The 22110-nt window shown below is 42.0% G+C and carries 17 protein-coding genes and 1 pseudogene; 12 read left to right on the forward strand and 6 right to left on the reverse strand.

Features of this window, described 5'->3' with window-relative positions; genetic code table 11:
• Positions 1–370: 370 nt before the first annotated feature.
• The gene (locus CLV42_RS31430; protein ID WP_106605912.1) at positions 371–1267 is read left to right on the forward strand and encodes a hypothetical protein; all 897 of its coding nucleotides are present in this window, start codon (positions 371–373) and stop codon (positions 1265–1267) included.
• The gene (locus tag CLV42_RS31435) at positions 1260–1754 is read left to right on the forward strand and encodes an SLATT domain-containing protein (RefSeq protein ID WP_106605913.1); all 495 of its coding nucleotides are present in this window, start codon (positions 1260–1262) and stop codon (positions 1752–1754) included. Before CLV42_RS31430 ends, CLV42_RS31435 begins: the two co-directional genes overlap by 8 nt.
• Before the next feature lie 750 nt (positions 1755–2504).
• Here CLV42_RS31435 and CLV42_RS34650 read toward each other — a convergent pair.
• The 3 genes and pseudogenes from CLV42_RS34650 to CLV42_RS31455 form a co-directional block, all read right to left on the reverse strand.
• Positions 2505–2717: pseudogene (locus CLV42_RS34650) on the reverse strand (MepB family protein); the annotation flags it as partial.
• A 333-nt stretch (positions 2718–3050) separates the two neighbouring features.
• Positions 3051–5372 carry an FdhF/YdeP family oxidoreductase gene (locus CLV42_RS31450; protein ID WP_106605915.1) on the reverse strand — a complete coding sequence of 774 codons (2322 nt, stop codon included), beginning with the start codon at positions 5370–5372 and terminating at the stop codon, positions 3051–3053.
• 281 nt (positions 5373–5653) lie between these two features.
• Positions 5654–7420: a hypothetical protein gene (locus CLV42_RS31455; RefSeq protein WP_106605916.1), complete on the reverse strand. Its 1767-nt coding sequence runs from the start codon at positions 7418–7420 to the stop codon at positions 5654–5656.
• Between the two features lie 177 nt (positions 7421–7597).
• On the opposite strand from CLV42_RS31455, the gene CLV42_RS31460 reads away from it, so the two are divergent.
• The 8 genes from CLV42_RS31460 to CLV42_RS31490 all read left to right on the forward strand — a co-directional run bounded on the left by CLV42_RS31460 (position 7598) and on the right by CLV42_RS31490 (position 17017).
• Positions 7598–9058, forward strand: coding sequence for an epoxide hydrolase family protein (locus CLV42_RS31460; protein ID WP_245901784.1), 1461 nt, complete (start codon positions 7598–7600; stop codon positions 9056–9058).
• Between the two features lie 177 nt (positions 9059–9235).
• A complete protein-coding gene (locus CLV42_RS34370) occupies positions 9236–9445 on the forward strand; it encodes a hypothetical protein (protein ID WP_245901785.1) in 210 nt (69 codons plus the stop codon).
• Positions 9439–9666 (forward strand): SGNH/GDSL hydrolase family protein, encoded by a 228-nt coding sequence (locus CLV42_RS34375; RefSeq protein ID WP_245901786.1) that lies wholly within the window; start codon positions 9439–9441, stop codon positions 9664–9666. Before CLV42_RS34370 ends, CLV42_RS34375 begins: the two co-directional genes overlap by 7 nt.
• A gap of 488 nt (positions 9667–10154) precedes the next feature.
• Entirely contained in the window at positions 10155–13238 is a 3084-nt protein-coding gene (locus tag CLV42_RS31470) for a SusC/RagA family TonB-linked outer membrane protein (protein ID WP_106605918.1), read from the forward strand.
• Between the two features lie 26 nt (positions 13239–13264).
• Entirely contained in the window at positions 13265–15151 is a 1887-nt protein-coding gene (locus CLV42_RS31475; protein ID WP_106605919.1) for a RagB/SusD family nutrient uptake outer membrane protein, read from the forward strand.
• Between the two features lie 267 nt (positions 15152–15418).
• Positions 15419–15997 carry a Crp/Fnr family transcriptional regulator gene (locus tag CLV42_RS31480; RefSeq protein WP_106605920.1) on the forward strand — a complete coding sequence of 193 codons (579 nt, stop codon included), beginning with the start codon at positions 15419–15421 and terminating at the stop codon, positions 15995–15997.
• 90 nt (positions 15998–16087) lie between these two features.
• Positions 16088–16507: a VOC family protein gene (locus tag CLV42_RS31485; RefSeq protein ID WP_106605921.1), complete on the forward strand. Its 420-nt coding sequence runs from the start codon at positions 16088–16090 to the stop codon at positions 16505–16507.
• Positions 16508–16609: 102 nt separating this feature from the next.
• Positions 16610–17017: a VOC family protein gene (locus tag CLV42_RS31490; RefSeq protein ID WP_106605922.1), complete on the forward strand. Its 408-nt coding sequence runs from the start codon at positions 16610–16612 to the stop codon at positions 17015–17017.
• Positions 17018–17153: 136 nt separating this feature from the next.
• Here CLV42_RS31490 and CLV42_RS31495 read toward each other — a convergent pair whose 3' ends face one another.
• Positions 17154–18401: a S41 family peptidase gene (locus CLV42_RS31495; RefSeq protein WP_106605923.1), complete on the reverse strand. Its 1248-nt coding sequence runs from the start codon at positions 18399–18401 to the stop codon at positions 17154–17156.
• 75 nt (positions 18402–18476) lie between these two features.
• Here CLV42_RS31495 and CLV42_RS31500 point away from each other — a divergent pair, with 75 nt between their 5' ends.
• A complete protein-coding gene (locus CLV42_RS31500) occupies positions 18477–19289 on the forward strand; it encodes a helix-turn-helix domain-containing protein (protein ID WP_170117720.1) in 813 nt (270 codons plus the stop codon).
• Positions 19290–19405: 116 nt separating this feature from the next.
• Here CLV42_RS31500 and CLV42_RS31505 read toward each other — a convergent pair whose 3' ends face one another.
• The gene (locus CLV42_RS31505) at positions 19406–20539 is read right to left on the reverse strand and encodes an epoxide hydrolase family protein (protein ID WP_106605925.1); all 1134 of its coding nucleotides are present in this window, start codon (positions 20537–20539) and stop codon (positions 19406–19408) included.
• 77 nt (positions 20540–20616) lie between these two features.
• On the reverse strand, positions 20617–21456 hold the full coding sequence (locus CLV42_RS31510; RefSeq protein WP_106605926.1) for a helix-turn-helix domain-containing protein: 840 nt from the start codon (positions 21454–21456) through the stop codon (positions 20617–20619).
• Between the two features lie 236 nt (positions 21457–21692).
• Here CLV42_RS31510 and CLV42_RS31515 point away from each other — a divergent pair, with 236 nt between their 5' ends.
• Complete coding sequence (locus CLV42_RS31515; RefSeq protein ID WP_106605927.1) at positions 21693–22109, forward strand: DUF4267 domain-containing protein; 417 nt, start codon at positions 21693–21695, stop codon at positions 22107–22109.
• Position 22110: the final 1 nt, after the last annotated feature.

Raw genomic sequence — 22110 nt, forward strand, 5'->3', positions numbered from 1 at the left:
TTTTTTTATTTTTGGTTCGACCTTCCGAGCCCTTTAATTATCTACATCGTTTTTCCACACATGTTTTGTGAATAAAACTTACCGAACTATTGATACATCTTCAACCATAATAATGCATTGGGGCTGGGATACCCGCAGAACAGCTTGTGATGATGAGAGTACACAAAGACCGTGAAATGTTTTTAGGATATGTAAGGGCAGATAGTCTGTCCAACGCGATCTCTGCCTTAAAAAGGAAGTTTTTAATGAAATTCCCAATATAGAATGAAGTATATTTTAAGATTTCTAAAGGTATTCTATATAATATACTAATTTGCATAATCAAAACAATTCCACCGTGATCGTACCCCTTAATATTACGAGTGATCTAATGATCCACATTTTTAAAGCAATTATTCCTACTTTTTCTGAATCCACAAAAGCAAAATTGCCCTCAGAATCTGAGATTCTCACTAAGTTTATCAAGCCAGGAGCTGACTCAATAGCCTGGGATGAGTTAGTGTCCATTGATACCAAGGAGGATGTCTATTTTGATACTATCAAGCATAGAGTTGCCGCTGTTAGTTTAGTTCTTGCTGATTACAATAGAGATTCCGAATGTGAATCACTTGCAATTGACAACAAAGCAGTTTGGCCTCATATTTATGAATCTATTATTAATTTGAAACCAGCTGATATAATAGCTACTATCGGTTCTCAGGGTTTTCTTTCAATCCCATTATTCCATAGTGATGACAAGAATGGCCATTTTGAGTTTTTACGCTTACATATTTGGGATCAATCATTTGCTGGATATATCGATAAAGAGAAGACTCATATGTTTTCTATACATTGTCATCAATTTCATGCACAGAGTCACATACTTCTAGGTGAGCTAAAGAATTGTAGATTTAGCGTTATTGAATCAGCAAGTCCTACTGATCACAGTTTTTTTGAAATAGTTTGGAATAGCATTGAAAAGGTTAATCAGAAAACTTCAAATGCTATAAATACTGGTACCTTTGTTTTAGTGAATGAGACGGCAAAGGAAATGTATGCAGCAAATGATCAATATGAAATAGAAGCCGGTGAGTTTCATACATCAACGGTTTCAGATGATTGTACAACTGCAACTTTATTTCTATTCACGGGAAAAAAGGGAAAAGTTGAGCGATCTTATGTTGTAGGACCTAGCGAAATCGAAAATTCAATCGTTAACAGAAAAGAAACTATTGACCCAAAAGATATTTTAATAAAAATCAATAAAAAGCTTAGCCAAAATGAATGAGCAGACAAGGAAGTTGATATTGGATTGGATGAGAAAGATCCACATCTTGGAATATGCAAATAGATCTGAATCTATCCGGTGGAAAAACATCCATTTTTGGCTAGGGGTACCAGCTTTAGTATTGGGTGTATTGATAGCTGCGGTACCAAAACTTGACTTTTTTGCAGACGCGGTAAGTACAGTTTTAACATTAGGAGGGCTATTAATTGCTATTTTGACAGGGCTACAGACCTTTTTGAAATCCTCTGAAAAGTCCGAATCATTCCGAAAAATGTCCGTTAGATATGAAGAGTTGAGGCATAAAATTGAAGTTTTGTTACAAACTGACACCGAGAAGGAGGCTCAAGCTGGCCTTGAAAAGATTAGAAAGGAATGGGCTGCGATTGATTCGATTAATGTTTCACAAAATCATTTTAATCGTGCGAAGGGAAAAGTAAAAAAATTCGGTAAGTACCCCGAAGAGCTTAGCTTTTTGGAAAATATTTAGGTATGACGTAATGATCCTGTAAAATAATAATCGATACTTAAAAACACCAGCCATAATCATCAAGGTGTATGAGATTCCAATGGGCCATGCCATTTAGAACCTCAATAGAATAATGAATCTATTGAATGATGATCGTTTTCTTGATGTTCAAGCTCACTTATAAGCTGTTCTAGAAAGCAATTAAATTGTGAATATACAGAGGCGACCTAATACTACACAGGGTCATTAGGTTGCCTAATTCGTACTATTTCTACCTGCAATGTTAACTGGCCGTATCAAAAGCCTATAAGCTTAAGTAAACCTATTCACAAAAATTATTTCACTATAAAATTCATAATTTTAGATAATTCATCTCTAAAAAGGTTCGAAAACTGTCCCTCGTGGCCCGCAGAAAAATTAAAAAAGCCTTCAAGTCTCTGGATTTGAAGGCTTTTTTAGTTCGAATGATTTTCATGCGATTACCCCCCTTCTTGAATTAAACTTTGACTATCAAATAATTAGTGGGTTCGAAGTATTATAAGTAATAAGCTTGATACGACAGGGATCATTCTAAATTGTAGGCAACATTGCTTGTCCTTCCCGGCAACCACTGCTGAATTTAGAAAATAAAAGTTAATCATTAATTCTTAATCCAAAGTTGTTTGTCAAGCCCGAACCACTGCTGCACAAAGCTACAAATGATGCGACACAGCTTCCGTCTGCCAGGCTTTTGCCAATACCGCTGTTGGCGGTTCGTTGTTTTCTTTGCTGTCAGTTTTTATCGTTAAATAATTTTCTTGTCAAGTCAAGGTCGGTCGTGTTGTCGAATTTTATTGTTACGAAATATTTGGTCTGCCAACTTTGAGTTTTCTCTGCTTGTTTATTTGTCACAGTGTCCCATAAGGGATAAACCCTAATTCCACGTTTCCCGTCTTTTCCGTGTTGTGAGATAATTCCTTTGTCAACCAAAACTTCCTTTGGAAAAACAAACTGTCCTCACAATGATCGCCAACAATATATTTCCGCTATTATACGCTACATTTAACTGAAAACAAATTTTCATAAGATGTTATTTTAAACCTACTTAGCAAAAAAAATGATTATAACCGGGTTGCGCAAATGCGACTCTCCATATCTACTTCTTTAGATGCAGATGTTTTGCTGTATGACAGAGCTGGTTATGGAAAATCAGGATTTAATACTGAACCCGGAAATATAAGTAATTCAACGAGAGATCTTGAAACAGTGGTGGATAAAAATCCGGACATTTTATTCAACTTGAGGAGCCGCAGAAAATTAAAAGCCTTTAGCATCTAGCTAAAGGCGTGGTATATGTTTTTTAATTTTTATCACTACCCGCTTAGACGCAGGCATATTACTTTCATCTACCACATTGTTGATAGATACCAATACATTAGTCTCAGGGAAGTAAGTGACAGTATCTTTCTCCGGAATGCTATATGGCACCACCACAAACAGACGGGCTACACGTTCTACGCCATCATCATAGTTAAAGAGATCTACTTTATCTCCTTCCACTAACCCTGCTTTCTTCATATCCACAGGATTCATGAATACAACACGGCGCTCATTTTTGATACCACGATAGCGGTCTTCCAGTCCATAGATAGTAGTATTGAACTGATCATGGGTACGGGTGGTAGCCATAGCATATTCATCGTCAGCCAATTCATTCAACGGAACATCTGTTAAAGAAAATTCCGCACGGCTTTCAGATCGTGTGCTCTTGAATTTGCCTTCTCTGGGGCCATTAGGAAGATAAAATCCACCAGGATGACGTACTTTCAGATTATAGTCTTCAAAACCCGGAATACAGGCTGCTATGGCATCACGAACAGCATCATAGTTATTCTCAAAGAGATCCCAGTTCACCACCGAACGTTTGCCTAATGTAGCTTTCGCCATTCTGCAGGCGATATGCGTTTCATTCAGCAGATTATCAGATATAGGTTTTAGCATGCCACGGGAAGACTGGACAACTCCCATGGAATTCTCAGTACTGATAAATTGTGCTTCTCCGTTGACAAGATCTATATCACTACGTGATAATGTTGGCAATATCAATGCCTCTTCTCCATGCACCAGATGCCCGCGATTCAGTTTTGTAGAAACGTATACACTGAGTTTTAACTTTCTCATAGCCGCTGCCGTAAAAGTAGTATCTGGTGTGGCAGAAAGGAAGTTCCCTCCCATCCCGAAGAACACTTTCACTTTTCCTTCGTGCATGGCTTTGATAGATTTCACCACATCATAACCATGATCTCTCGGAGGATTGAATCCAAAATGCGCCTGCAGCCGGTCTAACTGTTCATTCGTAGGCTTTTCGTCGATCAGCATAGTACGATTGCCCTGCACATTGCTATGTCCGCGTACGGGACATACACCACCTCCCTGTATGCCAATACTACCTTTCAATAAAAGGAGGTTCACAATTTCCTTGAGCATGTCAACCCCATTCTTTTGCTGTGTAAGCCCCATTCCCCAACACACGATAATACGTTTTTTATCCTGCATCATTTCAGCGGCTTCGCGGATCTCATTGACGGAGACAGCTGATGCCGCCGCCAGATCTTCCATACGGTATGTCTTCAGTCGCCTGATGAATTCATCGTAGCCAACGGTATGTTTTGCAATAAAATCCCGATCGAATACCCATCCCGGCGATTTCTGCTCTGCCTCGTATAATGCCAGCTCAATGGCTTTCAGCAGTGCCATATCACCGTTGATCCTTACCTGCAGGAACAGGTCGGCCAGTTTAGCGCCATGCCCTAATACACCGTCCATATGCTGCGGATTACGGAAACCCATCAATCCCGCCTCCGGCAGCGGATTGATGGCGATGATCTGCGCGCCTTTCCGCTTCCCCTTTTCAAGAGCACTCATCATACGGGGGGCATTAGTACCAGGATTATGCCCGATGATAATGATCACATCTGTATCATAAAAATCCTCTAATGTTACGGAGCCTTTGCCCAGGCCGATCACATCCCCAAGCGCTACACCGGAAGTTTCATGACACATATTAGAGCAATCAGGCATATTGTTGGTGCCGAACTCTCTTACAAAGAGCTGGTATACAAAAGACGCTTCGTTACTGGTGCGGCCGGAGGTATAGAAGGCCGCTTCATTGGGAGAACCGAGCGCATTAAGATGCCCGGCTATTTTTTCGAAGGCATCATCCCAGCTGATAGGTTGGTAATGGGTGCCCCCCTTAGGCATGTACATAGGCTCTGTCAGACGCCCTTTTTTCCCTATCTCGTAGTCGGTAAGGGCTGCCAGTCCGGCTACAGAATTTTCGGCAAAGAAAGCGGCCGTCAGCTTTTTGGCAGTGGCTTCTTCCGCCAGGGCTTTAGCACCATTTTCACAATATTCGCCAACGGGAGACCGTTCGTCATCAGGATCGGGCCAGGCGCAGCTCGGACAGTCAAAGCCTCCTTTCTGATTCATCTTCAGTAAGGCCTTCATTCCCCTGAAGGGAATATGTTCTTCTTTAAGATCACTGAGTGCCGCCATTACGGCTGGTATACCAGCTGCCCATTGTTTGGCTGGCTTTACTTCCAGATTTAACAACTTTTCCGGATTCTCGGCTGATGGTTGTTGTTCGTGTTCCTCTTCCATGGCATGTGTAATTACATAGATTTAACACCCTGGAAGATAGATTGTTTAATGGGTTATTTTGCCGGAAATGCCTACTATAGCGATTTATTTTTCTTATTTTTCGCTGTATTAAAACTGTCAAAAGTCCCGGGGGGCGAATCCCTCTTTCTCCGCAAACAAAAGCCTTCAAATCTTTCGACTTGAAGGCTTTTGTTTCTGAGGATCAGTGATACGCGGTCTCTTCCTGAATGATTTTGACCGTAACAGGTCCGACCTCTTTATTACTTTATTTAAAACAAATATTACTTCACAGTAATCTTTGCTACCGCTAGTTTGGTTTTTCCAAACACACGGTCTGTTTTACCTATCAGATACATCTCATTATTGATAATAGACCCTAAACGAGGCATCGCTGTAGGCACATCCGCATTGGAAAAGAACTGTTTTCTTCCAAGTTTACCGGAGACTGCATCGATATTCAGCAAATAGCAATCAGACTTGGCATAACGGATGATCTTTTTTGTCTTCTGCCCGGCCTGTGTAACGCCGGCATTTTTAGGACTATCATTAAAGATGACCTGGATATTACCATCTATTTGCATAGCACCAAAACCGGAATAAAAAGGCATGTTTCCTTCATCAAAGTATCCAGTATAACTATAGCTGAGACCAAGGCCCAAACCGCCAAAACCCATACCCATACCGGAAGAAGCGCTTGTCATCGATATTACTTCCCGCTGATCCTTAGGCAGGATTTCCAGCCAGCCGATATTACCTCCGGCATCGATCTTACACATCATCAGATCGCCGGAATTGTAATGATATGTAGTAGTGGTACTTCCGCCTCCCATTATAGCACCAGCGCCTGCTGAACTTGTATTTTGTGAGACCGTTACATATTCTTTATATTGTTCTGCCAGAATAACCAGTCCATTGTCGGGGGTATAAAAAATATTTCTGAACTGCATATATCTGGAGAACCCTTCTCCTTCATCTTTCAGTTTATTCAGTCTTTCTCTTTCCTTTCTTTCCTCTTTGTCTTCATCCTTATCATCATCATCTTTATCATCATCATCATTGTCTGCAGTTAAAAGGGAATTATTAATCGCTTTATCACTGGTAGAGAGAACTGTGCCGTCATTTATATTGATCCTTTGCACCAACAAACCATCAATGGTCTTACCCTTTTTGGTATTGCTGTAGAACGCAGCCAGTACAAGGTCTTTGTTCTTTTCCTGTACCACTTTGGTACTGTTCAGCCATTTACCATTGACAGTGGTGTTGATCTCTGCCTGTTGCTTTCCTTTTTCGTCATACAAGCGGATATTATAATTGGTAAAATCCAGGAATTTCGCTTTTTTCTTTTTACCTTCTTCATATTCATAGACGCGTCCAACGAGCAAAATCTTATTATTGCCCAGGTATAGTAAGTCCTGAAGCTGATATTTCTTTGCTTCAAATTCATTTGTAAGGACTATAGGTTTACCGATTTTTTTGAAATTTTTATCAAATTCCTGCACTGCGTATTCATTTCTTTCCTTTCCTTTTATACTACTCACCAATATGATCTTGGTACTGTCTGCATTGTAGGTAATTTTGAAATCAATATCATCCCTCTTTTCTTCTTTCTGAAAGATGGCTACTTCTTTGAATTCTCCCGTCAGTTCTCCGGTGCTTTTGTTTACTCCAGAAGCGTAAACAGCCTTTGTTTTGTCGCGACGGCTGTAATCAGATGAAATCAGAAATAGTTTATCTCCAAATGGAAAGAACTGTTCGAACTCCTTGCCTTTCAATTCCTTGTTAAAGTCATTCCGGAATACTTCGGTTAAATTCTTGTCCACTTTTATAAGAGAAGCGGATTCACGCATGGTGGCGCCAACTACAAAATAACTTTTCAGGGCCTGGTGACTTTCCTGCAGATAGGCTCCGGATTTATCTACCGATATTACTTCAAGGTCGCTACTGCCTTTATGTAATTTAAATTCTTCCCCCCATTTAATAGTTGGCTTCTGGGCAAAACAGGTCATACTAAGACCGATGGAGGCCAACAAAAGACTGAATGTTTTCATTTGTGATTTAGGTATATGATAAATAATGATCTGCTACGGCTATAGGCGGCACGTATTTATTTCATGGTATATTGTCCCATTATGTTATGTTTCGGAGAACAAGATAGGAACGGAGAAGTTGAAAAGCAAATATACTATGTAGTTAGAATCAATAAATGAGCATCCAGATACACTACCGTGGCTCCCATAGTCGATTGTTTTCATTTTGGGTTTCCTGTTCACGCCCTGTATTATCCGGCTCGCCCCCCAATACGTCCACCTGGACAGATTGCCTATTTACCTGGCGCTTCCCTACGCATAATTTCGTTGCACAATAGCACCCAAATCTTAAAATCTAAATTAAAAGCAATGAAAACAAAAATTTATACCGTCCTGTTAGCAGCAACCTTCTCTCTAAGTATTCCTGCAATTGCTAATGCACAGACGACCGGAACAAAAACGGTCACATCAGCATCCGATACAAGTATCAGACCTTTCAAGATCAACATTCCCCAGGCAAAACTCAATGAACTTAAAAGACGTATCGCTGAAACCCGCTTTCCGGATAAGGAAACTGTAAAAGATGAATCTCAGGGTATCCAACTCGCACAATTAAAAGAACTCATAGACTATTGGGGAAATGGTTATGACTGGAGAAAGCTGGAAAAGAAGTTAAATGCCCTGCCTCAGTTTGTGACAACAATTGATGGTTTAAATATCCAGTTCATCCATGTACGTTCAAAAGAACCCAATGCACTGCCTGTAATCCTTACCCACGGCTGGCCGGGTTCTCCCCTGGAATTCATTGATGCCATAGGCCCCTTAACTGATCCGGTAAAATATGGTGGTAAAGCGGAAGATGCATTTGATGTAATCATACCTGCAATCCCGGGATATGGTTTTTCAGAAATACCCAAAGAAGTGGGCTGGAATCCTGACCGCGTTGCCAAAGCATGGGACGTTCTGGTAAAACGTCTTGGTTACAAAAAATATGTTTCCGAAGGTGGCGACCATGGTTCAGTGATCTCCGACGCCCTGGCGAGACAAGCATCTTCAGGACTTTTAGGTATACATCTTACTATGCCTGCAACAATTCCTGCTGAACTTGTAAAACCAATTTTTTCAGGAGATCCTGCACCATCAGGGCTTTCTGAATCCGAAACTAAGGCATATAATGCTTTAAGTACCTTCTTTGGAAGAAATGCGGCTTATGGAGGAATGATGGTGACCCGTCCACAGACTACCGGCTATTTACTTTCCGATTCTCCAGGTGCATTAGCAGCATTCCTGTACGAAAAAATTGCAGAATGGACAGAAAGTGACTTAAAACCCGAAAAGGTAATCAGCAGAGACGCCATCCTTGATGATATTACGCTCTATTGGTTGACCAATACAGGAGCTTCCTCTTCCCGGTTCTATTGGGAAAACAATAACAATAATTTCAGTGCTGAACATCAGAAAACAAAGGATATAAAAGTTCCCGTAGCCATTTCTGTTTTTCCACATGAAATTTACGAGGCTCCTGAAAGCTGGTCAAAAAAGGCATATCCTTCATTGTATTACTATCATAAAGCACCTAAAGGTGGGCACTTTGCAGCATGGGAGCAGCCACAAATCTTCACTGAAGAACTCAGGGCTGCCTTCAGATCTCTGCGATAAGAGAATGAGCAGGCGGTATTCAAGCATATTCGCGATTAGACTATCAAAAAAGCCTTCAGACATCATCTGAAGGCTTTTTTGGCAGCTGGGTGAGGAAGCAAATGGGAATTACCTGTCTACTTATTATATTCATGGTGCAAAACGCTATAATGATCCGTTCCTAATCTTAAACAGTCCATGAAAAAGCTCCTGCCAATATTACTTTCCATCATTTTACTGTGTTCATTCAGGAAGAAAGAATTAACCTGGGTAGCTATTGGCGACTCCATCACCTATCTCAACGACCATCTGGATGAAACGGTTTTAACTATCGGACGCTATGAACACATTCCGGTTGTCGACCTATATCATCATCCGTTGCGTTGCTTAAGCTGGAAAACATGGTAAAGTTCAAACGTTTGAAAAATCCCCAAAACGGTAAATATGTTAATTATACTTACCCGGCATTTGTAAACATACCATTCGATCCTGAAAATGATGAATATCCCTATCCACTGGATGCGGTAAACCTTACGTACGACGGATTACATCCATCAGATAAAGGAAATGCCATCATCGCATCTGCACTTGCAAGCGTATTCAGGCAACTTGGTTTGTCTTCCCGTTAGGGCCTTTGAGATAAACATTTGATTCTAACTTGTTCCCCGCAGCACTTACCGGAGCTAAAGCCGCCGTTTCAAATGCGCTTGCCCCTGATCCTCCCACCAAAAAAGATTTGTTAAAATTTGCAAATAACATGTTATAATCCGTTTATGGTAAACCTCAACTCTTGAGTAAGTTAGCGTATTATATTAAAAGACTACTGTCAACCAAAAACCTATTAGTAGAAAACTAACTAGTATTAAGAATATATCCCTGGATTATACACTTGTGGCATTTCGATTTCAAAGTTTTACTTAAATATTATCACTCAATGTAAGGGTATTATTCCCTTGCGCGTCCAGCTGGCCACCATTGTAGTAGTTATTGAAAACCATTTCTGCCTGTTTACTGCAGTTACTGTGTAGACGGAGGTGGCTGTGGTATGCTTAAGAGTGAGTGTGCGTGAAGATTACTGCATTCATATTCAGACTATGTATTTACCTCAATTCATATTATGAAAACACATGTAATCAATCTGTACATCTCAACGTTGCTATGCGTTTGTTTTAGCGCTTACAGTGGACATTTACAGGCACAGGACCAACCTGCAACAGACACAGGCTTTGTAACGGGTAAAGTTGTCACTGACGAAAGTGTGCCTATACCCGGTGCCACTATTCAATTGGTGAATAGCAAGCATATCACCAATACAAATGTAAACGGAGTATTCCGTATCCGCCGTACGAATAACGATTCTGCTATCCAGGTTTCCCATATTGGCTATCTCACGCTGGTAGTGCCTGTCAGTGGGGCCGGGAGCATTGTTCTCAAGACAGCTTCAAGTGATATGAATGAAGTAGTCGTTGTGGGATACGGCAAACAAAAGAAAATTTCCCTGACAGGAGCCATTGCTACTGTAGGCACAAAAGAACTGAAACAAAGTCCTGTAGCCAACTTAAGTAATGCGCTTGCCGGGCGTTTACCCGGTCTCGTAACCTTACAAAACAGCGGGGAACCCGGCTATGATGCATCATCACTCTGGATCAGAGGCATGGCTACCTTTACTGGTAGCCAGAGTCCACTTATCCTGGTGGATGGGGTAGAACGTGCATTCTCTGGTATTGATGCCAATGAAGTAGAGAGTATTTCTATATTAAAAGATGCATCTTCTACTGCCGTGTATGGGGTACGGGGCGCTAACGGGGTAATATTAGTCACCACCAAAAGGGGCATGAAGTCAAAGCCACAGATCAACTTTACCCTTCAGGGAGGCATCCAGGAACCAACAAGATTGCCTGAATATCTCGACTCCTATGATGCGCTGAAATTATACCGCGAGGCGCTGATCAACGATGGTCAGAATTATGCCATGTACACGGATGATTATCTGAATAAATTCAGGGACAGATCACACCCGGCCTACAAGTATCTATATCCGAATGTAAACTGGCTGCATGAACTGCTGAAACCAACTGCCCCTATGTATTCCAGTAACTTAAACGTATCTGGGGGTAATGACTTTGTACGCTATTTTACCTCCATCTCTTACCTTAGGCAAAGTGGGTTATACAAATACGCCAACTTATCTGATTATAATATTCAGGCACTTAATAACAAGTATAACTTCCGTTCCAATATTGACCTGAACATTAGCAAAGATCTGACAATGGAATTGAACCTCGGCCAGATCGTATATGACAATAACTACCCCAACGTAGGTGCTTCCGCACTTTTCGCAGATATGCAGGCCATTCCCCCGTACCTGTACCCAATGCAAAATCCGGATGGATCTGTCGCCTATCAATCTGCCAAACCTTACAACCCGTTTGGCCGTTTAACCCAGGGAGGCTATCAGCGCAATTTCCAAAATACACTGCAGGCCACCACCGGGTTCAAGCTCAATCTGCCCTGGATCACCAAAGGTTTAAGTACCCGGGTAAGACTCTCATTTGACTCCTACAATTACAGGAATATAACCCGATCTAAATCCTACTACACATATAAATGGTCTATAGCTGATGATCAGGCTACCGACCTGTCTACCGGCACCTACACAAAGGTGACCGATGGTTCCAACAACCTGAGCTATGATGTGGCAGCTAACAGTAATCGCCGTACACAGCTGGAAGCTTATCTTAACTATGACCGCACTTTTGGTAAACATGCCGTTACCGCCATGGCGCTTTACCAGCAACAAACATTTTTCGATGCGGTGGGCTCCAATGATGCCATCAACGGTCTTCCTTATAAGTATAACGGGTTAATAGGCAGGGTAACATACGCATATAACAGTAAAATATTCGGTGAGGTAAACTTTGGCTATAACGGGTCTGAAAATTTTCCGGCAGGTAGACGTTATGATCTCTTCCCGGCCGTTTCTGCGAGTTATGTTATTTCCGAAGAACCTTTCTTTAAAAACCACTTGCCACTCGTCAACCTGTTGAAGATCCGTGCATCTGCAGGTAGTGTAGGTAATGACAAGATCGGTGGTCAGCGCTTCCTGTACCAAAGCACCTGGGCACTGGGCGGCACCGGTTATCAGTTCGGCCGCAATCACGATGGATCCTCATATGGTGGGGTATTGGAAGACAGAACGGGTAACATGGCAGTGACCTGGGAAAAAGCGAACAAATACAATGCGGGTATAGACCTCGAAATGTTTGGCAGCGCTCTCTCTATATCAGGGGATGCGTTTTATGAATTAAGAAGTAATATCCTGGCTACTCCCGGAACCATTCCAAGTATGATCGGTATCGCCAATTTACCCTATGTAAACCTGGGTAAGGTACAAAACAAAGGTTTTGAGATCACCATTGAATACCGTAAGAACTACCGCAAATACGGCTACTTCCTGAAAGCCAATTTCTCGTACAACGTGAACCGTATTATTGCCATGGACGAGCCTTCTTTTAACGGACATACTTATCAACGGCATACCGGGCGTGCTATCGATGATCAATATGGATATGTAGCACTTGGCCTGTTCCAGTCACAGGATGATATTAATAAAAGTCCAGACCAGTCTTCCTTTGGCGCCATTCAACCAGGTGACCTGAAATACAAGGATGTGAATGAAGACGGCGTGGTTAACTCGCTTGACCAGACCTACCTGGGTAAGCGCTCAGTACCCTACCAGATTGCAGGTATTGCATTGGGTGGTAATTTTCATTCCTTTGACGTGAGCCTGCTTTTCCAGGGTGGATTTGGTGGTCATACCTGGTTTACCGGACCACGTATGTGGCCATTCTCAGGCGATGCGGGTGTATTGTCGGATATGAAAGGCAACTACTGGACACCTGAACATACAAATGCAAAGTATCCAAGATTGTCGTACGCAGCGAATCAGAACAATGATCAGAATTCAAGCTGGTGGCTATACAACTCAAACTACCTGCGACTGAAAAATTTAGAAATTGGTTATACCCTTCCTAACACCACTTCGCGCCTGGTGGGCATCCGGAATTTAAGGCTTTTTGTAAATGGCCTGAACCTGGTTACCTGGGATAAGATCAAAATTTTCGATCCGGAAACACCTAATGATTCAGGAAACTATCCCCAGATGCGCGTTTTCAACGCAGGCTTGACCGTGGGATTATAATGCTGTATGACCTAAAACATTAAAAAATGAACAGACTAACATATATATACAGGAGTCTTGCGACAGTGGCCATAGTTAGCACATTTCTAGCCGCGTCTTCCTGCAAAAAATTCCTCGATGTGGTTCCTTCCGAACTAGTCACTTCAGACCAGGTATGGGGCAATATTAATAATGCCAATGGTGTATTGGCGAATTTATACTCCAAAATGCCGGGATCCCTTGCCGACGGCTGGACGGATGAGATCTGTGCAGCAACGGATGAATGTTATCATCACTGGGGAGCCGGTTTTTATCCTCTTTATTACAATAGCGGTGCATGGAATGCAGCGAATAACCCATACGATATATGGGCGGATGCTTACCAGAAAATCCGTCAATGCAATCTGTTCCTGGAGAATATAGACAAAGTGCCTGTACCGGAGAATCAGCAATCCTATTACGCCACAGTATTGCCCCGGTATAAAGCGGAGACAAGGGTGTTACGTGCATTTTTCTATTTTGATCTCCTCAGGCGCTATGGTGCGGTACCAGTCCTCACCCGCTCTTATGCTGCATCAGAAACAGGGGAGATGCAGATGCCCAGGTTGCCGGTAGATTCCATAGTGAATTTCATTACAAGAGAATGTGAGCAGGCCGCAGAAATATTGCCTGTTAGCTATGCAGACGGCGACCTGGGACGAATCAGCAAAGGTGGTGCGTTGGCATTGGCAACCCGCACACTGGCATATGCCGCCAGCCCTTTATTTAATGGTAATCCTTTGTATAAGGATATCAAAAACCCCGATGGTACAGCGCTGTTTAGCCAAATGGCAGATAAGGAGAAATGGAAACGCGCGGCAGATGAAGCACTGAAGGTCCTTAACCTGAACCTTTATACGTTAAATACAGTAGCTGGTGATCCGATTAACAGTTACTCCAGGGTGTTTAATACCCGTAACTGGGACGAAATAATTGTAGCCAAACAACAGAATAACAGTAAGAATATAGAAAATGAATGCTTGCCATATGGTGGCTGGTTTGGTGGCTGGGGAAAGTATAGCATACTGCAGGAGTTTGTGGATGCTTACGAGATGAACAATGGATATCCAATACATGACCCGGCTTCAGGATATGATTCTGTAGGTACCTGGTCAGGCGATATCTTTGGCGCTGATGGCTATAGCGAAAATGTGCATTTCGATAATATTTCAAAAATGTACAGAGATCGTGATCCGAGATTTTATGCGACCGTTACTTTCCAGGGTAGTAAATGGGCGATTCGTCATACGGCGAATACTCCGGTATGGATGTCATGGTGGGGATCTAATGGTGGTACATCACAGGGCTGGCCAAAATCAACCGGCACCTATCCTGTGTCTGGTTATAATCCCCGTAAATGGATTTCCCCTGATGTGGATATGCTCAATTACTGGACATCTCCTGATGCTAAACGCAATGATCCTGTGATACGCCTCCCGGAAATTTATCTCATTTATGCAGAAGCATTGAACGAATATAACCAGGGGCCAACAGCTGAAGCCTTCAACGCCATCAATAAAGTACGCGCACGGGTCAATATGCCTGCATTGCCTATCATTGCTGACGACAATACCGTTGCTGGCTTTAGAGCGCGCGTGCAAAACGAAAACCGGGTTGAGTTTGCCTTTGAGTCACACAGATTCTGGGATGTAAGACGCTGGATGATCGGTACAATTGTAGACAATGGACCTGTCCACGGCTTAAATGCACGTCCCACTACACAGGAATTACAATCCTCTGGTTTCGACGTAAACAGTAAAGAAGCAGGGTTGTCTGTATTTTACAAACGCACCGTTATACAAACACGGGTATTTCAACCTAAACATTATCTCTTTCCAATACCTCAGACGGAGATAGAAGTAAATCATCAATTAGTACAAAACTATGGATGGTAAAGATGACATAATGATTCTGTTTACATTTTGATATTAAAGAACGGCCGGTACATGTCTTGCACCGGCCGTTCTTTATTTGCAGTTGTCTTGAAAGTATAATAAATACTCGCCCAACTACCTTTCTGTTTTTAAAGATTTAATACGCTCATTTCAGCAATCATCTCCAAATTTGGTACAAGACAAGAATATAAATGCTCCCACAAACTGTACATTAAACTAATCTGGTGTTTTCATTGTACTGGCAAATAAGATTCCTATCTTTAGCGAATGAGCTTCGATGTTTTCTTTCAGAAAATAAAAACGTACGCTGAACTCTCTCCGCAAGCCGAAACGGCGTGGGCTGCTTTGCTCCGTGAAAACAACTACAATAAGGGTGACTATTTTATTGCCGAAGGTCAGACACCTAAAAAAGTGGCCTTTGTTGTAAGTGGCTTAATGTATCAATATTACGCTGCCGAAAACGGCGACATGGTGATTAAATATTTCTTCCCCGAGAACCGGATTGCAGGTTCCATAACAGCCACGCTCACACAGTCTCCGAGTAATTTTACGATAAAAGCACTGGAGGATACGGCTGTGCTGGAATACAATTTCATAGAATTTAAAAAACTTGTTAGCATTTATCCTGATATCGCCGCATTTTATATTCGCTATATGGAGCAGCATTGGATAATCGAGAAGGAACCCTATGAAGTATCACTGCGATATGAATCAGCTAAAGCCAACTACGATAATTTTCTTCGCAAATACCCTGGTTTAGTGAAACGGCTAAAGAAACAACACATTGCCGCCTATCTCGGCATCACGCCCACGCAGCTAAGCCGGATATTTTTTGCAAATAAGTAAAGATTTTTGCTTTTCTCAACATATGTAAAATTTTCGGAAAAATGGTTGCCGCAACTTTGTGCCATCAATAACAACTGAAAAACTCAAATCATGGCAACAAAAATTTTCATCAACTTACCAGTGAAAGACTTAGAGCGGTCAACGACATTTTTCAGCGGACTTGGCTACAGCTTTAATCCACAATTTACCGACGATAAGGCCGCCTGCATGGTGGTAAGCGAACACATTTACGTAATGATGCTGGTAGAAAGCTATTTTAAAACATTCACCAAAAAAGAGGTAGGCGATGCACGTCTGTCAACAGAAGTATTGCTGGCCCTTGATGCAGCCTCGCGTGAAGAAGTGCAGCAAACCATAACAAAAGCAACTGAACTTGGGGGCTCCATTTATGCTGAACCGCAAGACCACGGATGGATGTACCAACACAGCTTTGCAGACCCTGATGGACATCAATGGGAAATTGTTTATATGGACGCAGCGAACATGCCGAATTGTGGTGAGGCTGAATGATAAATACGCTCACACATACGGTAAAGAAACAGCGTACATGGGCGATTTTGACCATTGCCCATTTCTATTATCATAAACTTATTCACCTCGAAAAACAATAAAATGGCAAAACAAGTATTTATCAATTTACCGGTAAAAGACCTTCAGAAATCATTGGACTTTTATACTGCATTAGGATTTACTAACAATCCTCAATTTTCAGATGACACAGCAAAATGTATGGTCTGGAGTGAAAACATTTTTGTGATGATAATGACACACGAAAAGTTTAAAACTTTTGCAACCAAACCATTAGCAGACACAAAATCAAATTTAGCAGGGCTTTTTTCATTATCGTTAGACAGTCTAGACGAAGTGAATAATGTAGTAACTAATGGCCTTAAAGCTGGCGGAACCGAACCTAACGAACTGAGAGATTTTGGTTTTATGCAACAACGAACTATTGAAGATTTAGACGGGCACACCTGGGAAGTTTTCTATATGGACATTAGTAAATTCCCAGCCCAATAACCAAATGGCTGAACATCCTCCATAAACTGGTAGCACTTATAGCCTGTTAATAGCCAAAGGACACTTTAAATGAAAGTATCCTTTGGTCTATTAATTCACATTTTAGAATGGCGAAACAGTATCCTTATACCAGTATTTATTTTACACTTGTTTGCGTTGATCCATCATCAAATAACCTTGTAAAACCAGTTACCACACCATCCTTCCTATCAAACCGAATCCTCAGGTAATCCTTATCTTCAAAAGAAAATATGTCCTTATCCATTGGAATCAAACGGCTTTTAGCGCCACCGGTTTTAGCATAGAACAGCTGACCATTCTCAAGGGAGATGGTTCTTTCTCCGTAGGTACCGACATAGGCTTTCAGGCTTTCTTCAGATAAAGTGACAGGTGTGAGCTGGGCTTTTATTGCCATCAGGGCCCATTTTGCAGGAAAGTTGTTTTCAGGTGCTTTACTTAGGGCCTTCACCTGGGCTGTTAACAAAGCTTCTTTTGCAGATACCTGAACATCAGGCTTTACGCCGGTACCTTCCCAGTCGGTTTTGGTAAAAGAGCTGATAGAGCGACCTTCCGGAATGGTAATAATGAAATGATCACTGGCTGCTGCCTGCTCTACAGGATGGGCGCCACCACCAGTGGTTTCACCTATAATAGTAACACGCTTCAGGTTCTGCAGACTGTAACAGAAGTCTTCTGCAGCAGAAAAGGTCCTTTCGCTGGTAAGGAGATAGACATCTGTGTGCGGCATGCGTTTGCCGGGCACATAAGGAAGGGTCCTGTATTGAGTAAGGCTATTGGTAGGCCGCCAGAAAATATCAGTAAGTGGCTGAGGCTCGCCTTCAAAGAAATAGCTGGCCAGTAGCTGTACCATTTCTGTAGAGCCACCGCCATTGTTGCGGAGATCTATGATAATAGCATCAGTATTGCTGAGGAAGTTCATGGCCGCTGTGGCAGTAGCACCACCTTTTGGCAGGTCTTCGAAGTAGCTGAGGTTCAGGTAGCCGATGTTGCCATCAAGGATCTTCAGCTCTTTAAAACCGTAGTTCCGGGACCTGGCCAGCGCAGAGTCTTCTTCCATTGCCGGTTGATTCCCAATCGGGCGGGGATCAAAATGTATCCCCAGGTGTTTGTCGTGAGCAACCGCCAACAAATCGGAAGTAAGGCGGCCTGCAAATTCATTCGGGTCTTTTATATTGGCATATTGCCCCTTTTCTGCATTAGTATGCAGCTGTTTGGACATTTGTTCTGCGACCTCAGGGTACACATATAATGTCGTTAACTTATGAGAGATAGAGTCAATAATCCTGGATTTTTCACTGTCCCCAAGATGCTGTGCTATTGCGGGTGTTGCCGCTAATAATAAGATGTATACTAAAGCCTTCATAATGTATTTAATTCGAGGACAATGTTAGCCCTATATGACATATATTTGTTTGTACAAATCGGCCATTCTTGTTTTATGGGTATTGTAAAAACCAGGCCCCTATTCCTGGAAAAGTATGTGCAATGTTTTTATTCAGTAATCGAAAATGAAGCGACTAATATCATTCACCGTCGCCTTCCCGACGGCACGTTGGACCTGGTTTTTAATTTAGGTGAAGCCGTGAGCTTATCCCGCGATGAGGTACAATTCCTTCCTATGCCGGCAGTATCCTTAACCGGACTTTATCCCAACAGGAATTTTATTTGCTATGCCGAGAAAGTACATCTCGTAGGAGTTGTTTTTCAACCAGGCACAGCACATCTTTTTATAAAAGATAGCCTGGAGCATATAAAGGCGTCTACTATAGATGCTGCGGATATATTCGGACGTGATATCTACTTATTACGTGAACAGCTGGCAAGCCTCCCTTCAGAGCCCGCCAGACATCATTTTCTGGAAAAGCTGCTAATGAAATATATAGGGCAATTTCAGGAAGAATACCATATGCATAATATAATGCAGGCAGTGAGAAATATTCATGTTGCTGAAGGCAACCTTGACATAGGCATACTGCACCATGAACATCTAATGAGTGAGCGGAATTTCAGAAGAAAATTTGTTGATTTTGTAGGAATGGGTCCAAAGCAATATGCAGGTATTATCAGGATCAAATCGTTTAGTAAACGATATAAGTCCTCTCAGATGAACTACAATAACATATTGTATGACCTCGGGTACAGCGATCAGGCACATTTTAATAAAGATTTCAGGAAGATAGTGGGCTCCTCTCCTGGTATGTATTTTAAGGAGATGAATCCTTTGGCGGAGAATTTCATACACCTTATCTGACCAGTTTGCAAACAACCTAGACTATGGCAGACAATCGCTCTGGCAACCTGTTCCTTTAATTATAAAAGAATGAGTGAGGGCGTACACCACTCACTCATTTCCATATAGATGACTATTCAGGATTTGCTATGAAAGAAATCTCTAAGTTCTTTTGCATATAGAGCAGGTGCACTCAACGCAGCAAAATGACTGCCTTTTTCTATAACATTAAATCGTTGCACATTCACTTTCCTGTTGACCCATTCTATTGGAAAAGGAGCTTCCCCTGGGAACAAGGATACGCCGGTGGGAACTTCTACCTTCATTGCCGATTTAAGCCCCACAGACCAGGCTGCCCTGCCTTCCTCAGCATACATACAGATCGAGGTATTGATGGTTTGCGTAATCCAATATATCATGATATTGGTGATAAGCTCGTCTTTCGAGTAGTAATCATCCAGATTTTCGGGCTTACCGGACCAACCATGGAACTTTTCAATTATCCAGGATGCCAGCCCTACAGGGGAATCATTCAGGCCGTAACCTAATGTCTGAGGTTTTGTTGTCTGAATAAGGTTAAAAGCTCCTTCGGCAAAGAACCATTGTTGGATAAAGCGGCCAAACTCCTGCTCCGGCGCTGACATCGTCGACCAATCCTCCTGTCCGTTTGGATAGCCAACATCCGTTATATGAATAGCAGAGACCTGTGAGGGATATTGATTGGCCAATGACTTGCTGATGGTTGAGCCAACATCTCCTCCCGCCGCTAAGAAGGTTTGGTATCCCAATACTTCTGTCATCAGCTTAGCCCATAAACGGGCAGTTTGGTCACTGTTTTGGGGAACTTTATCCGAAAAACCAAAACCGGGTATTGAGGGAATGACGATGTCAAAAGCCTCCTCTGCGTTCCCGCCATGGCTTTCGGGATCAGTAAGCATAGGGATTACCTTATGAAACCTGTAGAAGCTATCGGGCCAGCCATGGGTTAATATCAGAGGTTTGGCATTCTTAGATTTTCCTTTGACATATATAAAATGTACAGTGATACCATCTATTTCTGACTTAAACTGAGGGAATTTATTCAGATAGGTTTCCTGTGTTCTCCAATCATACTTATGCTGCCAATGATCTACCAGTTCACGTAAATAAGTGGGGTTGGTACCATAATTCCAGCCGGCGTTTTCTGGTTCATCTGTCCAACGTGTCTGTTGTAATCTTACAGATAGATCGTTCAAAACTTCCTGGGGGACTTCTATTTTAAAAGGTGTCATCTGGGTTATCTTTTTGTTTACACAAATGTAGCGGCCTCCCGCCTAACCCAATTGTAAAAAATTTACCTATCCACAATCTAGGGATTAGCAGGAGGTTGTAGAATCATATCTGCTACAAGATAATTTTCTTCCATTTCCATTTGTGATAGTAAATACTGTGTTGGTTTGATGCCGGTAAACTGGATAAACTCTTTGACAAAATGCGCCTGATCATAATAATCATACTCATTAACAAGTGTCAACCAGTCTGTCTTTCCCTTAAGGGTTTGAATATCCCTGATCACCTTTTGAAATCTATGGAGCCTTTGCAGGTATTTGGTTGAAAAACCAGTATGTTGCTTGACGATATGTATAACATGTTTTTGGGAATAACCGGACTTCGTTATTAACCAATCAATGGGCTTTTCAATATTCCTGTCAATAAATTTCACCAGGGAATCTTCGAAACGGAGATCGCTGCTGTATCGCAGGAAATAACTCTCAATGTGCCCAAACAACTGCAGGACATCTTCAGTATTAATAAGCTTTTCGTATAAATTTTTAAAGGAATTACCTAAAAGCAATTCGGCCTCCAGGCAAACAGTCTGAATAGCTGTTATTGGGATCTTCGTTAGTGCGTAAAAACCGCCGGTTGTAAAGCGTACACTGAGAATACTCGAATCCTGTTTGTTTTGATACAAAAGAGCCTGTGTTTGCATACCTGATATCCAGGCATTTTTCATAACCCTTTTCTCTTTGAGATCAGCATCGAGGAATGCAGTATTGATGTTTTTTTCCTGCAGTTCAATGACCAGATTAACACCTCTATCCGGCAGCTCCTTGATATATGGGATGGAAGACGTTGATCCACTAACATACACCATATGCTGAATGTAATCAGATAAAGGATAAGCCGGTATATGTTTATGGAACTTCATAATCTACGGATGATTGCTGTCTGAAATTTCCCCTTTTGAACATGGATACAATTTCGACATATATTTCTGGGCACCTGACCTTAAATATACTTCATTTGTCCAGGTCCTTATGCAAAAGTTTTAAAACAAGATAGCAGCCTGGCAGAATATATGAATGCCGGCAGTATTAATTAACCTGGGTGAATGAATAGAAAACCGGACAGGGCGATCTTTGCTTAAACAAATAACTAAAGCAAATGAAAACTCAAACAATGAACTCCTGGGGGCCACGTTCAGCCTCATACTGGCTCACTGCTCTGGTAGCCATAGGTATCATTTTTCTGGGCATAAGGTTTATGCTAGCACCTGGTGCCGGCGCCGAGGGATTTGGTATTCCGCTGGCCGATACGAAAGAAGCCATCGCCTACGGATGGATCAAAGGCATCAAGGATATATTTTCGGGTATTGTAGTGCTCATATTCCTCATCACCCGCATGCCCCGGGCTACGGCTTTCGTGTTTGGCGCAGCCATCATTATCCCCGTATCCGATTGCCTTACTGTCCTGGCTGTCAACGGCACTAAAGATATAACCCATTTACTGATCCATGGCATTACAGCGGTGTATATGGCGGTTACCACTATCCTGCTATTTAAAGCAAATCCTAAAAGCTAAT

Source organism: Chitinophaga ginsengisoli (assembly GCF_003014595.1).
GTDB lineage: Bacteria > Bacteroidota > Bacteroidia > Chitinophagales > Chitinophagaceae > Chitinophaga > Chitinophaga ginsengisoli.

What these genes read in the sequence shown, in the direction of transcription:
- CLV42_RS34370 (WP_245901785.1), top strand. Translation starts at nt 9,236, where the DNA reads ATGAAAAAGCTCCTGCCAATATTACTTTCCATCATTTTACTGTGTTCA.
- CLV42_RS31505 (WP_106605925.1), bottom strand. Translation starts at nt 20,539, where the DNA reads ATGACACCTTTTAAAATAGAAGTCCCCCAGGAAGTTTTGAACGATCTA.
- CLV42_RS31500 (WP_170117720.1), top strand. Translation starts at nt 18,477, where the DNA reads ATGGGTATTGTAAAAACCAGGCCCCTATTCCTGGAAAAGTATGTGCAA.
- CLV42_RS31515 (WP_106605927.1), top strand. Translation starts at nt 21,693, where the DNA reads ATGAAAACTCAAACAATGAACTCCTGGGGGCCACGTTCAGCCTCATAC.
- CLV42_RS31475 (WP_106605919.1), top strand. Translation starts at nt 13,265, where the DNA reads ATGAACAGACTAACATATATATACAGGAGTCTTGCGACAGTGGCCATA.
- CLV42_RS31455 (WP_106605916.1), bottom strand. Translation starts at nt 7,420, where the DNA reads ATGAAAACATTCAGTCTTTTGTTGGCCTCCATCGGTCTTAGTATGACC.
- CLV42_RS31450 (WP_106605915.1), bottom strand. Translation starts at nt 5,372, where the DNA reads ATGGAAGAGGAACACGAACAACAACCATCAGCCGAGAATCCGGAAAAG.
- CLV42_RS34375 (WP_245901786.1), top strand. Translation starts at nt 9,439, where the DNA reads ATGGTAAAGTTCAAACGTTTGAAAAATCCCCAAAACGGTAAATATGTT.
- CLV42_RS31480 (WP_106605920.1), top strand. Translation starts at nt 15,419, where the DNA reads ATGAGCTTCGATGTTTTCTTTCAGAAAATAAAAACGTACGCTGAACTC.
- CLV42_RS31430 (WP_106605912.1), top strand. Translation starts at nt 371, where the DNA reads ATGATCCACATTTTTAAAGCAATTATTCCTACTTTTTCTGAATCCACA.
- CLV42_RS31470 (WP_106605918.1), top strand. Translation starts at nt 10,155, where the DNA reads ATGAAAACACATGTAATCAATCTGTACATCTCAACGTTGCTATGCGTT.
- CLV42_RS31490 (WP_106605922.1), top strand. Translation starts at nt 16,610, where the DNA reads ATGGCAAAACAAGTATTTATCAATTTACCGGTAAAAGACCTTCAGAAA.
- CLV42_RS31435 (WP_106605913.1), top strand. Translation starts at nt 1,260, where the DNA reads ATGAATGAGCAGACAAGGAAGTTGATATTGGATTGGATGAGAAAGATC.
- CLV42_RS31510 (WP_106605926.1), bottom strand. Translation starts at nt 21,456, where the DNA reads ATGAAGTTCCATAAACATATACCGGCTTATCCTTTATCTGATTACATT.
- CLV42_RS31485 (WP_106605921.1), top strand. Translation starts at nt 16,088, where the DNA reads ATGGCAACAAAAATTTTCATCAACTTACCAGTGAAAGACTTAGAGCGG.
- CLV42_RS31495 (WP_106605923.1), bottom strand. Translation starts at nt 18,401, where the DNA reads ATGAAGGCTTTAGTATACATCTTATTATTAGCGGCAACACCCGCAATA.